We start from the raw sequence: 14,750 nt of genomic DNA, 5'->3' as shown, positions 1-14,750 counted from the left end.
TACTATTTTTGCCTAAAACTATATGTCATTATGTATTTCCTTTTCACGAATTGATTGACTACAATTTGTATAAGATATTGATTGAACATGATCCCTATCAATCCTATCACGCCTAATGTATAAAAAACATACTGCGAAAATCCTAATAAATTGAATAAAAAATAAATTAAAATTGGAAATCCTAAGGGTATAACAAAAAACAAAGAATTAACAATAGTTATTCCCTGATAATTCATAAACTGGCTTTGTTTCATATCAATACTCAATTTGTTGTATGTCCCAATAAATAATAATATAATTGATGATATTCCTATGTTGTAAAATAACATTGCAGTCATAGGGAATCCAAATTCGTAATTTATAAACAGGCATGGTAATGAAAGAATATATCCAATAAAACTTGTAATTGCCAACAATAAATATTTCGATTTAATATAGGCGAAAGAAGAAACTTTATTTGCCATATAACAATCAAAAAAAGAGCCTTCCCATCCATACAAAAACTGACCATATGTAGCAGCAAAAGCATAAGTCTGTAAAAATGGAATAAATATCAGATTAAATTGGTTGATTAAAAAATTTTCATTTGAAAAGAAGAATCCATACAACAAAAAAATAATACTAATATACAACATAGATTTCGGTCTGCTATTTCGCAATATTAGTTTAATTTCAGTTCCAATAAGGCTACCTGCTTCACCAAAACGATTAAAAATACTAAACCTGCTATTTGCACTATGCATACTTGATTGAGTATATTCGATATAGGAATTCTTTTTCAGAAGAAAATAACCAAGTAAATATGAAAGTATTAAAATTATAATTGGAATGACACCGAGCAATAAAGTATTTGTAATATATAATATTGCTTCAGAAAAATATACAGAGCATGAAACCATACCGTTTATGTCAAGAAAAATAAATACTACAACTATTGCTAATAGAAACATTATTAATAAAGGTCGTTTAGAAAAATATTTTTTTAATGAAAAATTCAGGAAATTATTTGTTGCTACTAATGAAACCATTGTAATAATCCAGATCAAACAGAATGATAAAGGTTTCGAAGCACAAATAACTTTAATAAAAAATGGGACGATAAGCAATATTGCAATAATATTAAAAAAGCTTAAAACACTTTTTATTAAAATATAATGCAGCAAAATTCTTTTTTTAATAGGAAGTGTAATGTAATGTTGAATAGATAATGTAGGTAATTGTTGATTTAAAAATCTTATAATTAAGTCAAGTGTAAAATAATAAAATAAAAAACCCGTAAATACTTGAATAATATCTGCATTTTCGTATTTTATTATTATAATTTTATCAACAAAATAACCAATGACAAATACCAAAAACATTAAATATACACTTAAAATTCCTAGTAATATATTTACCCAAATGCTCTTTTGCCAAAAAGGTGATCGTTGTTTTTCTTTCCATTGATGGATAAGTAATTTTAACATTTGCTTTTTGTTAATGAGTACCTATTTATATGCAATTGTATTATTAATTTTTCATGTAAATATATAATTATCTTAATAATATTCCATAATATTCTTTTTAAAATTATTCCTATTTTTGATTTTCAAAATATTCAAGCAATATTACTTTTATGAGTAATAAATCTATAAATAAAAAAAAGTCAACGAACCCGAAAACCCATACTGTTGCTGCAAAGCAGTTTAAGCCACAACCATTACCAACGCGTAACGACAATAAAAATACCTGGTATGCATTATTTGTGCTGGCAATAACTTTTATAAGCTTTTTCCCTTCGCTGAAATGCGGTTTCACAAATCTTGATGACCAGTATTATGTTTTAAATAATCCTGATGTAAAAAATCTTTCATTTAGCAATATCAAAATTTTGTTTTCAAACTTCTATGTTGGGAACTACCAGCCATTGTCGATGCTGACATATGCCATCGAAAATAAAATTTCCGGATTAAATCCTTTCACTTATCATTTCACTAATTTCATTTTGCATTTACTTAACACCCTGCTTGTTTTTATTTTTATCAGGAAATTAAGTTCCAATATACATGTTGCTGTAATTGCATCAGCATTGTTCGGGATACATCCGCTGCATGTTGAGTCAGTGGCATGGATTTCCGAAAGAAAAGATGTTTTATATGCTTTCTTTTACTTGTCAGGGTTAATAACTTACCTGAATTATAAAGAAACGAAAAATATTAAAATATACCTGCTTACCATTTTGCTTTTTATTTTTTCATGCCTTTCAAAAGCAATGGCAATACCGTTTTCGATAATGCTTATACTTATAGATTATCTTCAAATGAAGAAAATAAATTTAAAGATATTAATTGACAAAATTCCTTTTCTGGCAATATCATTTGTATTTGGAATTGTTGCAATTTATGTTCAGAAAATGCAGGGAGCATCAACTTTCATAAATAATGTGGGAAATGTATATTCATTTACTGACAGATTTTTCCTGGCATGTTATAGTTTGTTTTTTTACTTGTATAAAATGTTTCTTCCTTTAAACCTTGCTGTAATACATCCATATCCATACAAAGTCAGCAATTCTCTTCCAATGATATATATTATTTCACCGGTAATAATTTTGCTTATTACAGGAGCAGTAATTTATTCAGCTAAAAAAGGTAAAAAAATAATTTTCGGATTTTTATTTTTCTTCTTCAATGTACTCCAGGTTTTGCAGATACTTTCAGTTGGCTCTGCAATTGCTGCCGACCGGTATTTTTATATTTCATCTATCGGGCTGTTTTATATCATGGGCGAATCATTCAGGGAAGTTATGGAGAATGTAAAATATAAGAAATACAAACAAATTGGCATTGTAATAATGTTTATTATAATTTTTGTTTTGAGCTTTCTTACTTTTAATCAAACCAAGGTTTGGAAAAACAGCAAAGAGTTGTGGACTCAAATGATCAGTGTTTACCCTAAAAATGAACTCGCTTATTACAACAGGGGGGTTTACTATCTTGATGCAAAAAAAACAGACCTGGCATATAGCGATTTCAGCTATGCCATTGAACGAAACCCAAACTATAAAGATGCTATTTCTGCACGAATAAAAATACTTTCCGACAAGAAAGATTTTCCCACAGCATTGGATGACTTAAATAAGTTGATAAAGTTAAACCCTGATGATTTTGAAACCTATAACTTACGCGGCATGACATACAGGGAAATGCAACAAAATAAGCTGGCTAAAGAAGATTTTATAAAAGTCACACAGTTGAAACCTGATGATTATGCCGGCTATATGAATCTTGCAATTCAATTATGTATCGAAGGAAATATGAATGAGTCATTACTTAATTTTAATAAAGCCCAGAAACTTTCACCTAATTCATATGATGTTTATTCTAACAGAGCAAACTATTATGCCATAACAAAAAATTATGATCTGGCAATTACCGATTATAACAAGGCAATTCAGTTAGATTCCAATAACACCAACACATATATTAATAAAGCCCTTCTTGAATCTGAGTTCAAAAAATATGATGAAGCGTTGAAAGATTATAAAAAAATTACAACACTTGAACCCGGCAATGCTAAAAGTTATTACGAAATAGCATTAATATATTTTCAGAAAAACGATAAGAAAAGCGCATTTGAAAATGCTCAGAAAGCAAAAGAACTGGGTTATGCTGTTGATCAAAAATTCATTGAAAGTTTAAAATAACCTTTACTTCATAATTTTTTTTCACTATATTCGTTATATAATAAAACTCCTCTGCCATGAAAAAAATAATATTTAATTCGTTCGTTTTCGCTTTATGTTTAATAGCATTTAATTCATATAGCGACACTATTAGCGTTAAGCAGGCTGTTGAAATGAAACTGGTAAAAGTATCGTTCACTAAAACACCTCCATCCGAAAACACAGGGACTTATACTTATTCATACACGGGTGCATGCATTACCATGTCAATAGAAAACCTTACCGCTAACAATGTAAAAGTTTTTCTTGAAGCCGGTCGCTTCATGTACCCCGACGATACTTCGGAACAACGCATGATTGTTACTAAAGAACAAATGATTGCACTGTATAAAAATCAGAAAAGGAAATTACCGGTGTATGCCATGTGTTCCGAAATGCACGACAGGGCTCCTGATTCGTCTTCATATTTTGCTATGGGAAATAAAGCCGAAGGTAATTTACTGGCTCTTGCTCAAATGATTTCAAAAAACAACTGGCAAAGCATGGCAGCACAAAGCGCTATCTGGGCAATGACCGATGATAATGATTTTTCCGATATTTATAGTGATGACAAAAATGAAATGACCACTTTACGTAATTTCGTTAAAAAGGTGAAAGGCATTACTACGCCCACAGTTCCTGCCAATGACAATTTTAAAATAAATACCGAATCTGAAAACACCTATCTAAAATATAAAAAAGGCGAAGTCTCTGGTTCATTCGAGTTCACCTTAAAAAAAGATATCAATCTAAGTATGATGCTTTATAATGATAAAGGGGAAATTACAAGAAAAAGTTTTACTAATATTACATTTAAAGCCGGTACTAACACCCTTGATTATACCTATACCTATTTCAATGTCCCACTAGGAAACTACTATGTAAAACTCCTGGATGATAAAGGAACTGTTTTTCTTGAAAAGATGATAACGTTTAAGTAAACCTATTTGAGATTTGAGATTTTTGATTTGAGATTTTTGAAATCAATTTCTTAGAATTTGTGTCTTATAACTTATTTTCGGTAAACTGTTTTTATTACATTGATCAGTTCTTCTGACAGTGCACTGTTTGAAGCAACAATCTGTTTGCCGAATATGAAATTATCATTTCCATGAAAATCGTAAACCTTACCTCCTGCCTGTTGCACAATAAACGAGCCTGCTGCAACATCCCATGGACTTAAACCGTATTCGTAAAATCCTTCAAAACGACCGCAGGCAACATAAACCAAATCAACTGCAGCAGAACCTAAACGGCGCAAACCATGTGTATTTTTCATAAAATAGGTGAACAGGTTCATGTATCTTTCCAGGTCGGAATAATCGCAATAAGGAAAACCCGTTGCCAGCAATGCATCCGACACTTTCGTTCTTCCTGATACTTTTATTTCTTTCCCGTTCAAAAATGCAGGACTGCCTTCCCATGCATAAAAACATTCATCAAGGTTAATTTCATAAACCACACCCACAACAGCTTTATCTTCACACATCAATGCTATACTTATAGAATAACAAGGCAATCCATGAATAAAATTTGTAGTGCCATCGAGAGGGTCAACAATCCAGTTATATTTTTCACCTTTGCATGTTACCGTTTTTTCTTCTGCAATAAAACCTGCTTCAGGTAATATTTCCAATAGTTTCGACACAATCTGCTTTTCAGAATTTTTATCTACATATGTTACGAAATCGTGTAAGCCTTTTGTTTCAATATCAGCCAATTTTATTTTGTCGATCTCATTTTTCAAAAACCGACCTACTTCCCTTGCCAACACACAAACTTCTTCACAAATATTTTTATAATCCATTTTTTGATTTGAGATTTGAGATTTATGAATTTAATTTTTCTTCACCGATATTTTTCTTATTTTTCAAAATATAAACCAGCAATATAATTCCGGTAATAATCAGCATCATGGAAATTATTTCCGCTTGTGTAACATTCCAGTCCAAAATATGATATTTGATATTAACACGAATTTTTTCTATAAAGAATCTTTCAAATCCATTCATTATAAGAAATATTGAAAATAAAATTCCTGAAATTTTAATTCGTTTCCTTATCAGCCACAATACTATAAAGAATAATGAGCAAACAACCGTTTCATAAAATGGTGTTGGAAATACAGGTATGGGCAACTGAGAAAAATGTTTTTGGTTTTTATTATATAAAAATTTAGTTTCTACACCTTGATCATTTACATTGTTTGGATATGGGTATGCAACCATCCAGTTAGGTATAAATCCGGGAGCTTTAACTGTGATATGAGGAATATTTTTAAGTGAATCTGTTTTGAATTCATAAAAATAATATGTTTTATTTTCCTCAAGAGTTTTTATAAATGCAGAATCATCAGCAAGTTCAACTTTTGATTCAGGTGTAGTAATATATGCTGAATTCAAAATTCCCCAGTCGCCATCACCGGCAGTCTGACAACCAATTCGGCCAATTGCATATGCTATCATTATTGCGGGAGCAGCAATATCACAAATTACAAGCGGACGAATTTTATTCTTCCTTGCATATAAAATTATTGCAATAGCTGCACAAATAAGCCCTCCGTAAAAAGCAAGCCCACTGAATGAAAATAATGCTTTTATAAAATTACCAATACTCTGAAAATTCTCAACATTCTCAAGCATATCAAATAATTTTGATCCAAGTATTCCAAATACAGCACCAAGCATAATAATATTCCCGGTAAGTTCGTATGGATGCACTTCCACTTCTTCCAACCGGGGTTTATCGAGTTTCGTTTTTTGTTTTTCATAGTATCGGTAATAAGCCATGGCAAACGCGCCAACAATACCTGCAAAAAAATTACCTTCTCCTGAAAACATGAATTGCTGTGGGTTTTCAACAAATGTTTTGTAATTAAAAATTATTCCCAGTAATTTATATCCTATAATAAAACCAAATAAAGCCATCCAAAACAATTCCTGTTTTGATGCAGGTTTACCAATCATCACATTTTTTTTAAGAGAGAAAATAATTCCTTCATTTTCTTTTCTTCTTAGCTCCAATAGTAAAAGCCATGCAGCAACGATAAATGCTATCGCCACAAAAAAGCCGAAGCTTTGTACTGGTAAAGGTATATATACCCCGAAAATATCTTTTATTAAATCTGAAATTGTTGGATACATTTTTTGATTTATGATTTGAGATTTTAGATTTTAGATTTACAAATTTATTCTTTGTTCAACTGATAAATTGATTAATTGTTTTATTGTTTAACTATTTATCTTTTTGCCAACTGACGACTGCTTCCCCTTGTCTACTTATCAACTTGTCTTCTTGTCAACTTGTTAACTTATCTTCTTGTCAACTTATCAACTCGCCTGCAAATATACCGTCTTTTTCAATTTTAAGCAGTTTTACTTTTTTAATTTGGTTTATCAATTCCTTATTAAAAGGCGTTTTTACTTTAATATAATTTTCAGTAAAGCCATACATTATTCCATTATCATTGTCGGATTCAAAAAGAACATTTTTAATTTTTTCGATATTATTTTTTAGAAAAATATTTTTTTTCTTTTCCGATAATGCCAGTATTTTTTTACTTCTTTCGTTTCTAACGGAATTCTGAATAGCATCAGTACGTTTTGCTGCCGGTGTATTTTCCCTTTCAGAATAAGTAAAAACATGCATGTATGAAATATCGCACGATGAAATAAAATTAAATGTATCATTAAAATCATTATCCGTTTCGCCCGGAAAACCTGTGATTAAATCAATAGCAATGCAACAATCTGGAATTAATGATTTTATTTTTTCTATCCTGTTTCTAAAAAGTTTTGTATCATATCTTCTGCACATTTCTTTAAGAACCTTATCAGAACCCGATTGCAGCGGAATATGAAAATGCGGTAAGAACTTTTTTGAGCTTGCAACAAATTCAATTATTTCATCTGTAAGCAAATTAGGTTCGATTGACGAAATTCGGATACGTTCTACACCATCAATATTATCAAGCTTTTTAAGAAGGTCGATAAGTCTTTCATTATTCTTTCTACCGAAATCGCCAACATTAACTCCGGTAAGTATCATCTCTTTAATTCCTGTTGAAACAATTTCTTCAGCAGTTTTCACTACTTCGGCAATAGTAGCGCTACGGCTACGACCACGGGCATATGGCACAGTACAGTATGAGCAGAAATAATCACAACCATCCTGTATTTTAAAAAATGAACGTGTACGGTCGCCTGTAGAATATGACGGGATAAACCTTTTTACCAGTTCTTCTTTTGATGAAATATTTTTTTCTTCTTTATCAATTATCTCAAGTAAATTGAATTTTTCATACGTTCCCAACACAATCCCTTTTTCATTTATTGCAACCAACTCTTCAGGACGGAGTTCAGAATAGCAACCCACAGATGCAATAATTGCATCAGGGTTTCTCTTCTTCGCCTGGTTAATCGCAGCTCTCGATTTTTTTTCAGCTTTTTCGGTAACTACACAAGTGTTGATAACATAAATATCGGCTTCATCCTTAAAATCTACAATCTGAAATTTTTCAGAAGGAAACGAACGTGAAAGCTGCGAAGTTTCTGAAAAATTCAGTTTACACCCTAACGTATAAAATGCTATTTTCTTTCTTTCTGCCATAGGTGGCAAAATTAGTAAAATAGAACAAACATACTCTTTAAAATATATTGCTATTTTTTTAGTAACGTTTTTAATTATTGGTAATTAAATAAAATTTTATAGCTTTGTCGGCTCATTTAAAAAATAAGCGTATGAAAAAACTAGCAGTAGTAGCATTTGGCGGCAATGCTTTACTTAGAGGTGACCAGAAAGGCACAATAAGTGAGCAGGAAAAAAATGTATATGATACCTGCTTGAGTGTTATGGAACTTATTAAAAAGGACTATAACCTTGTTATAACTCATGGCAACGGACCACAAGTTGGCAATATTTTATTACAGAACCAGGCCGGAGCTAAAATGTTCGGATTACCCGAAATGCCGCTGGATATATGCGGTGCATACAGCCAGGGATTCATCGGTTATATGATCGAACAACAATTACGAAACATACTTGAAAAAAATAAAATGGACAAGGATGTTATTACTATTGTAACTCAAGTTCTTGTTGACAAAAGCGACCCCGCATTCCAGAACCCTACAAAGCCGATTGGTCCATATTATTCAAAAGAAGAATCCGAAAAAATCGCAGAAGAAACAGGTTCTATTTTTTCCGAAGATCCTAAAGGTCGTGGATGGCGCAAAGTTGTAGCATCACCAAAACCTATTGTTATCGGAAATAAAAAATCCATTTCCCGTTTGGCTCACGATGGGCAGGTTATTGTTGCTGTTGGCGGCGGCGGTATTCCTGTATTCTATAAAGAACCCAATTTCCTTGAAGGTATTGATGCAGTAATTGACAAAGACCTTGCATCAGCATTATTGGCAGCAGAAATCGGAGCTGATGAATTATTCATCCTTACTGATGTTCCTAAAGTTTGCATCAATTTCAATAAACCCGGTCAGAAAGAACTCGATACGTTAACTGTTGCTGAAGCAAAAAAATACCTGGAAGAAAAACAATTTGCCGAAGGCAGCATGGCTCCTAAGGTTCGCGCTGCTATACAGTTTGTGGAAAATGGTGGTAAAATGACTATCATTACTGAAGCCAAACAACTTGGAAATCCAAATTGCGGAACTAAAATAGTATTGAATTAAAACATTCTTAATAATCCTGCTTTTATTATTAAAGCAAGGTTTCATAAAAAATGCTTCACCAAATTCTGTGAAGCATTTTTTTTTTCGGAATTAATCTTTTATCTTTGATACAAATCAGAAAATAAATTATTGTTTAACTAAATATTAAAACTATGTTTTGTCCGAAATGCGGTGCAACCTTAAAAGAAGGTGCAAAGTTTTGTCATGTATGTGGTTATAACATGTCTGAACCAAGTGTCAACCCTCAGCCACAGCAACCACAATACCAGCAACAACAGCAATATCAGCAGCAGCAACAACAACAAAACCCGAATTTTAATTATAGTAGTAATGAAGATAAGACTGTTGCAATTTTAAGTTATATAACATTTGTCGGATGGATAATAGCTATTATTATGCACAGCAGTAATAAAACTAAACTTGGCATTTATCATATTCGCCAAACATTAGGACTTTATTTAACAGGAATAATACTAGCCATCGTACAAAGCATTTTCGTTTTTATTCCTTTTATAGGATGGGTTATTTCAATACTTATAGGTATTTGCGGCATCGGACTTTTTGTTTTATGGATTATGGGTCTTATATATGCAATTAACGGGGAGATGAAACCTATACCTTTGATTGGCTACTTATCACAAAAATTATTTTCGGGAATAAATTAATTCAGAATACTTTTATAATAAACAATTCATTTAACTTTTTATTAAGGTTTTATAAAGGCTAACCACCTAAACGAAAGTATGAAAAAATAATGGAGACCAGAACCCATATAAAAACGGGGCTAAACCGAAAAGCCAAATGAGTAGGAAATAAAAAAATACAGAATGAGTAAAAATCAGACAAAAGGTATAATTATAATAATTGGAGGAATTCTTTCCATTTTTATTTTACAATTTCTTTTAGGCCTGATAGGTCGTCTCATTTATTCACTTAGTCATAGTTTAGGTTTTTTGACATTTTTATGGAACCTTAAACAATATTACATTTTTTACATCATTGCATGCATCATTGTAATAATTGGAATAAAATCTTTAATTACTAAAGACGAACCTATAAATGTAAATGAAATTGATATTCAGACGAATAAATTTATTAACATTAAAAAATCAGAAAATATGGAAAATAAAGTTATTAATGTTACATTAGTAGGTGGAATAATTGGAGCATTATCCAGTTCCCCTGTTAATAGATTAAATAATGCTATTCAAAAAGCAAATAGCGAAGGTTGGAAAGTTGCTGGTATTTTAGAAGCTAGTAGTGGAAATTTATTTCTTGCACTTCTAAGACTAATAATACTTTTGGTTACTGTATTTTTATATACTCCTACAAATGGGTATTATATAGTTTTAGAAAAACCTAAAAATGTTTAATAGATAATTTAAAAATTAGAAATGGATTATCTCCAAAAGCCGGAATTTAACTGGCTTTTTTATTAAAGAAAATTTTTCTACATTTATCCCTCAAATAAAAAAGTTATGATAAAAAAACACGACCTTTTATTTTGCGCACAATGCGGTGTGAAACTCGATGGTGATGAAGTAATATGTGCTGTTTGTGGATACAAGCTTGCAGAACTTCATCCTTACGTGGAACCAAAACAAACCGTTACACCTCCTCCAATTCCACAGGAACCAGTTATTGTTCCTCCACCAGTACCGGAAACACCTGTTACTCCTCCAACTCCACCTGTAGTTGAAACACCTGTAACTCCTCCTACTCCACCTTCAGTTACATTTTGTCCGAATTGCGGAACAAAGATAGAAGGCAATGAAATATTCTGCAATAATTGCGGAATATCCCTTTCAGCAGAACCTAACAATTTAAACCCACCTCCTAAAAATATTCAGACTCCGCCTACTCCTGTATTTGTTCCGCCAGTGCAGAATACACCTCCGCTAAATCAGCAGGCATATTACCAGCCACAGCAGCAACAATTTATTCCTCCTCAAATGCAAAATAAAAAAGGGATGGGCGCTTTAGGCTGGATACTTATCGGTTTATTAATCCTTATTGTATTAGGTGGCGGAATCATGGCATTCCTTCAATATAACGGGACTATTAATGTACCGTTCATGTCAAAAATAATCACTGCGAAACAAAGTTCCAGTGGAAACGAAAAGGCAGCATCTCTAACCACATATTATGTTGTTCACTCATTTGCTGCAACTAGTCGAAATAAATGGACTGCAATAGTTTCGAATATTATTTCAACTAATGAAAAATACAGCAACAAGCAAAATGCTATAAATCACTTTAAGAAAGCCATCATGACCAAATATCCAAAAGACTATAAACTTTTTACGTCGTATGTGGTTTGTGATGAATATAAAAATTTTACTGAAGCACAATCAGGTCACTCCGGAATTATCAAAGGGTATGGGAATAAAAAATATTCTATAAGGACTGTTGACGTTAAGTATTAATGCATTTCTTCAAAAAAAGAGGTGAAAAATTTTTCGCCTCTTTTTTTTATATCGTTTAGATTTATAATTTTGCCAACAATTATAAATATTAATTTCACTTTTAAAATGATAATGGAGGTTTTATGGCTTTTAATTTAAAGAACAGAAGTTTTGTCAAATTACTTGACTTTACACCTGAAGAAATAAAATTCTTTCTTGAATTATCAAGGGATTTAAAAAAGGCAAAATATGCCGGAACAGAACAGCAAAGGCTGAAAGGCAAAAACATTGCCCTTATATTTGAAAAAGATTCAACACGCACACGTTGTGCATTTGAAGTTGCCGCATTAGATCAGGGTGCTCATGTTTCATATATTGGTCCATCCGGTTCACAAATAGGAAAAAAAGAATCGATGAAAGATACTGCACGCGTTCTGGGCAGAATGTACGACGGTATTGAATACAGAGGATACGGTCAGAAGATTGTAGAAGAATTAGCACAGTATGCAGGTGTTCCGGTATGGAATGGGTTAACAACTGAATTTCACCCTACACAAATTCTTGCAGACTTCCTCACTATGATGGAACATTGCGACAAACCATTAAACCAGATAGCTTTCACTTTTGCCGGTGATGCTCATAACAACGTTGGTAATTCATTAATGGTTGGAGCTGCAAAAATGGGAATGGATTTCAGGGCAACTGCACCAAAAGAATGCTGGCCAGATGAAGCTCTTGTAAAACAATGTAAAGAAATCGCAAAATCAACCGGAGCAAAAATAACATTAACAGAAAATGTTGACGAAGGAGTAAAAGGCGTTGATTTCATTTATACCGATGTATGGGTATCAATGGGAGAACCTGCTGAATTATGGGAAAAACGTATTAAACTTCTGAAACCTTACCAGGTGAATTCAGAAATGGTTAAGAAAACAGGAAATCCAAAAGTAAAATTCCTGCACTGCTTGCCGGCATTCCATAACAGGCAAACTACAGTTGGCGAAGAGATTTTCCAGAAATACAAACTCGACGGTATGGAAGTTACAGAAGATGTATTCGAATCACCAATGTCTGTAGTATTTGACGAAGCTGAAAACCGTCTGCATACTATAAAAGCAGTTATGGTTGCAACATTAGGAAGCTAAATAATTTTATACTTCGGCTATTCGAGTATGTAAAAAAGCAATATCGAACGCTCAGTATAAATATATTTTTAAAAAGAGATTTGTTTAAGCAAATCTCTTTTTTTTTATTATTAATCGAAATAATAAACCCGAAACAATATTTCAGTAAATAACAGTATCACCCTGAGTTTTGATATAAAAAATATTTATTATATTTTTGTTTTATAAACCATTACATCTATGAAAAAAATTTTAATCGCTATTTTTATTTTATTATTCACTTATTCATTTTCAAATGCTCAGAAAAAAATTGAGACTACTCTTATTCCAAAAGAAATAATAAAAAACTTCAACACTAAATTTACTTCCGTAGAAAAAGTAGTTTGGAGAAAAATAGATGTTTTGTATGAAGCGGAAGTTTCATCTGGCAATAAAGTTTTCTATGCAACGTATGAAGCTAATGGTAACCTTATAGAAACATTGATAGAAATGAAAGTATCAGATTTACCTGCAGAAGTAGTTACAGGTGTTCACAATCTATTCTCTTCAGCTAAAATAAAGACAGCGGCTCTTGTTGAGCAATCTAGCGATGAACCGTTATATATAGTTCAGTTTAAATATAAAGGAAAACAAATCGAGATCACTTTCGATAAAAACGGAAAGCAAGCCTGATTTACATACCTCCAACTACAATACTTAAATCAACAGGGTTGATACACATTACAGGAATAAGTGAATCGTTGAAAAGTATTTGTTCTTCCCATTGCCCCACAATAAAACTTGGTAACAGGGTATCAGGATTTGTCATAATAAGAATAAGGTCGGCATCAATTTCCTTTGCATAGGATAAAGTCTGTTTTGGAAAAGAAGAACCTTTATCTGCAATTTTTTCGGTATAAGATATAGCATTCTGATCAAAAAACTTTTTAATCTGTTTTACATTTGCCTTTATCTTACCCATTCTGTATGATTCCGAAGAATACATTGCAAAAATATGAACTGTTGACTGGAATTTCCGTGCAATATGGATAGCCCATTTAACCTTTTGTTTCGATTCAATAGTATCATCAATAGGAAGAATAATATTTTGATATCCGTTACGGAAACCTCTCTTCTGAACAACGATGATTGGAACAGGAGATTTTTCGATAACTTTTAAAGCATAACTCCCCACGATATGCTGAACACCGATTTTACCATGTGTTCCCATGGTCATAAGGTTTACTCCGATTTCTTTTGTTACCTCAGCAATAGTTGAAAAAATACTTCCTTCACGAGCAATATAGTCGCATTCAATTCCGTATTGTGATGAAATCTCTTTTGTCTTTTTATCCAGTTTATCATGTATCGTGCTCCCGGTAAGCTTTTCTTTTTTCAGATATGATTTTGTTTCTTTATTTATTATATGCAGTAATGTTAATTTATAACTCTGCATTTTACATATTCCTGCAGCATGTTCAATAGCATAATCTGCTACCTCTGAAAAATCAGTGGGCACTAAAACAATTTTCTTCTTATCCATATTATAAAATTAAATTCTTTACGAAATTATACAATTTCTTTAAAATTTATTGTAAAACGGTAAAATTTTTCTACGAATCATTAATTATACCGACAGAAAAGAGTTTTGCAAAAATATTTTTTGTTTTCTGTACGGTATAACTCGTTCTAAACAGTTTTGCCTTTGCAAACCTGATAAGAACGAGTATAACATAAAAAAACGATTTAGCAATAACAGGTATAAATACCTTCTTTTATTCGGGCATAAATGCTCTTTATTTAGGGTCTGCTGATTATATCAATGTTCCAAATATTTCATTTTTCGGTTTCAACA

General features: G+C 31.9%; 13 protein-coding genes. 8 read left to right on the top strand and 5 right to left on the bottom strand.

What is annotated here, in order from left to right:
- Nucleotides 1-2: 2 nt before the first annotated feature.
- A complete protein-coding gene (locus PKK00_10120; GenBank protein HNW98751.1) occupies nt 3-1,466 on the bottom strand; it encodes a DUF5687 family protein in 1,464 nt (487 codons plus the stop codon).
- Nucleotides 1,467-1,615: 149 nt separating this feature from the next.
- On the opposite strand from PKK00_10120, the gene PKK00_10115 reads away from it, so the two are divergent.
- Nucleotides 1,616-3,685 carry a tetratricopeptide repeat protein gene (locus PKK00_10115; GenBank protein ID HNW98750.1) on the top strand — a complete coding sequence of 690 codons (2,070 nt, stop codon included), beginning with the start codon at nt 1,616-1,618 and terminating at the stop codon, nt 3,683-3,685.
- Nucleotides 3,686-3,741: 56 nt separating this feature from the next.
- On the top strand, nt 3,742-4,644 hold the full coding sequence (locus PKK00_10110) for a hypothetical protein (GenBank protein HNW98749.1): 903 nt from the start codon (nt 3,742-3,744) through the stop codon (nt 4,642-4,644).
- Nucleotides 4,645-4,715: 71 nt separating this feature from the next.
- Here PKK00_10110 and PKK00_10105 read toward each other — a convergent pair whose 3' ends face one another.
- The 3 genes from PKK00_10105 to mtaB all read right to left on the bottom strand — a co-directional run bounded on the left by PKK00_10105 (nt 4,716) and on the right by mtaB (nt 8,311).
- Nucleotides 4,716-5,510 (bottom strand): inositol monophosphatase family protein, encoded by a 795-nt coding sequence (locus PKK00_10105; GenBank protein ID HNW98748.1) that lies wholly within the window; start codon nt 5,508-5,510, stop codon nt 4,716-4,718.
- A gap of 22 nt (nt 5,511-5,532) precedes the next feature.
- Entirely contained in the window at nt 5,533-6,846 is a 1,314-nt protein-coding gene (locus PKK00_10100; GenBank protein HNW98747.1) for a prolipoprotein diacylglyceryl transferase, read from the bottom strand.
- Between the two features lie 178 nt (nt 6,847-7,024).
- Complete coding sequence (mtaB, locus tag PKK00_10095; GenBank protein HNW98746.1) at nt 7,025-8,311, bottom strand: tRNA (N(6)-L-threonylcarbamoyladenosine(37)-C(2))-methylthiotransferase MtaB; 1,287 nt, start codon at nt 8,309-8,311, stop codon at nt 7,025-7,027.
- A gap of 131 nt (nt 8,312-8,442) precedes the next feature.
- Between mtaB and arcC the strand changes: the two genes are divergently transcribed.
- The 6 genes from arcC (at nt 8,443) to PKK00_10065 (ending at nt 13,588) form a co-directional block, all read left to right on the top strand.
- Nucleotides 8,443-9,387, top strand: coding sequence for a carbamate kinase (gene arcC / locus PKK00_10090; protein HNW98745.1), 945 nt, complete (start codon nt 8,443-8,445; stop codon nt 9,385-9,387).
- Nucleotides 9,388-9,539: 152 nt separating this feature from the next.
- Nucleotides 9,540-10,052, top strand: coding sequence for a zinc-ribbon domain-containing protein (locus PKK00_10085; protein HNW98744.1), 513 nt, complete (start codon nt 9,540-9,542; stop codon nt 10,050-10,052).
- 162 nt (nt 10,053-10,214) lie between these two features.
- Nucleotides 10,215-10,760 carry a hypothetical protein gene (locus tag PKK00_10080; GenBank protein ID HNW98743.1) on the top strand — a complete coding sequence of 182 codons (546 nt, stop codon included), beginning with the start codon at nt 10,215-10,217 and terminating at the stop codon, nt 10,758-10,760.
- Between the two features lie 105 nt (nt 10,761-10,865).
- On the top strand, nt 10,866-11,813 hold the full coding sequence (locus PKK00_10075) for a zinc ribbon domain-containing protein (GenBank protein ID HNW98742.1): 948 nt from the start codon (nt 10,866-10,868) through the stop codon (nt 11,811-11,813).
- A 122-nt stretch (nt 11,814-11,935) separates the two neighbouring features.
- Nucleotides 11,936-12,937 carry an ornithine carbamoyltransferase gene (locus PKK00_10070; GenBank protein ID HNW98741.1) on the top strand — a complete coding sequence of 334 codons (1,002 nt, stop codon included), beginning with the start codon at nt 11,936-11,938 and terminating at the stop codon, nt 12,935-12,937.
- A gap of 219 nt (nt 12,938-13,156) precedes the next feature.
- Entirely contained in the window at nt 13,157-13,588 is a 432-nt protein-coding gene (locus tag PKK00_10065) for a hypothetical protein (protein ID HNW98740.1), read from the top strand.
- Between the two features lies 1 nt (nt 13,589).
- Here the strand turns inward: PKK00_10065 and PKK00_10060 are convergent, their stop codons facing one another.
- Nucleotides 13,590-14,438 (bottom strand): universal stress protein, encoded by an 849-nt coding sequence (locus tag PKK00_10060; protein HNW98739.1) that lies wholly within the window; start codon nt 14,436-14,438, stop codon nt 13,590-13,592.
- Between the last annotated feature and the right edge of the window lie 312 nt (nt 14,439-14,750).

Source organism: Bacteroidales bacterium, from assembly GCA_035353855.1.
In the GTDB taxonomy this organism is placed as follows: domain Bacteria; phylum Bacteroidota; class Bacteroidia; order Bacteroidales; family CG2-30-32-10; genus DAOQAK01.
Note: the sequence above shows the minus strand (reverse complement) of the source record. Positions and strands in the feature narration are given on the sequence as shown.

Coding starts and splice junctions, on each gene's coding strand:
- PKK00_10120 (HNW98751.1), bottom strand. CDS start 1,466: ATGTTAAAATTACTTATCCATCAATGGAAAGAAAAACAACGATCACCT.
- PKK00_10115 (HNW98750.1), top strand. CDS start 1,616: ATGAGTAATAAATCTATAAATAAAAAAAAGTCAACGAACCCGAAAACC.
- PKK00_10110 (HNW98749.1), top strand. CDS start 3,742: ATGAAAAAAATAATATTTAATTCGTTCGTTTTCGCTTTATGTTTAATA.
- PKK00_10105 (HNW98748.1), bottom strand. CDS start 5,510: ATGGATTATAAAAATATTTGTGAAGAAGTTTGTGTGTTGGCAAGGGAA.
- PKK00_10100 (HNW98747.1), bottom strand. CDS start 6,846: ATGTATCCAACAATTTCAGATTTAATAAAAGATATTTTCGGGGTATAT.
- mtaB (HNW98746.1), bottom strand. CDS start 8,311: ATGGCAGAAAGAAAGAAAATAGCATTTTATACGTTAGGGTGTAAACTG.
- arcC (HNW98745.1), top strand. CDS start 8,443: ATGAAAAAACTAGCAGTAGTAGCATTTGGCGGCAATGCTTTACTTAGA.
- PKK00_10085 (HNW98744.1), top strand. CDS start 9,540: ATGTTTTGTCCGAAATGCGGTGCAACCTTAAAAGAAGGTGCAAAGTTT.
- PKK00_10080 (HNW98743.1), top strand. CDS start 10,215: ATGAGTAAAAATCAGACAAAAGGTATAATTATAATAATTGGAGGAATT.
- PKK00_10075 (HNW98742.1), top strand. CDS start 10,866: ATGATAAAAAAACACGACCTTTTATTTTGCGCACAATGCGGTGTGAAA.
- PKK00_10070 (HNW98741.1), top strand. CDS start 11,936: ATGGCTTTTAATTTAAAGAACAGAAGTTTTGTCAAATTACTTGACTTT.
- PKK00_10065 (HNW98740.1), top strand. CDS start 13,157: ATGAAAAAAATTTTAATCGCTATTTTTATTTTATTATTCACTTATTCA.
- PKK00_10060 (HNW98739.1), bottom strand. CDS start 14,438: ATGGATAAGAAGAAAATTGTTTTAGTGCCCACTGATTTTTCAGAGGTA.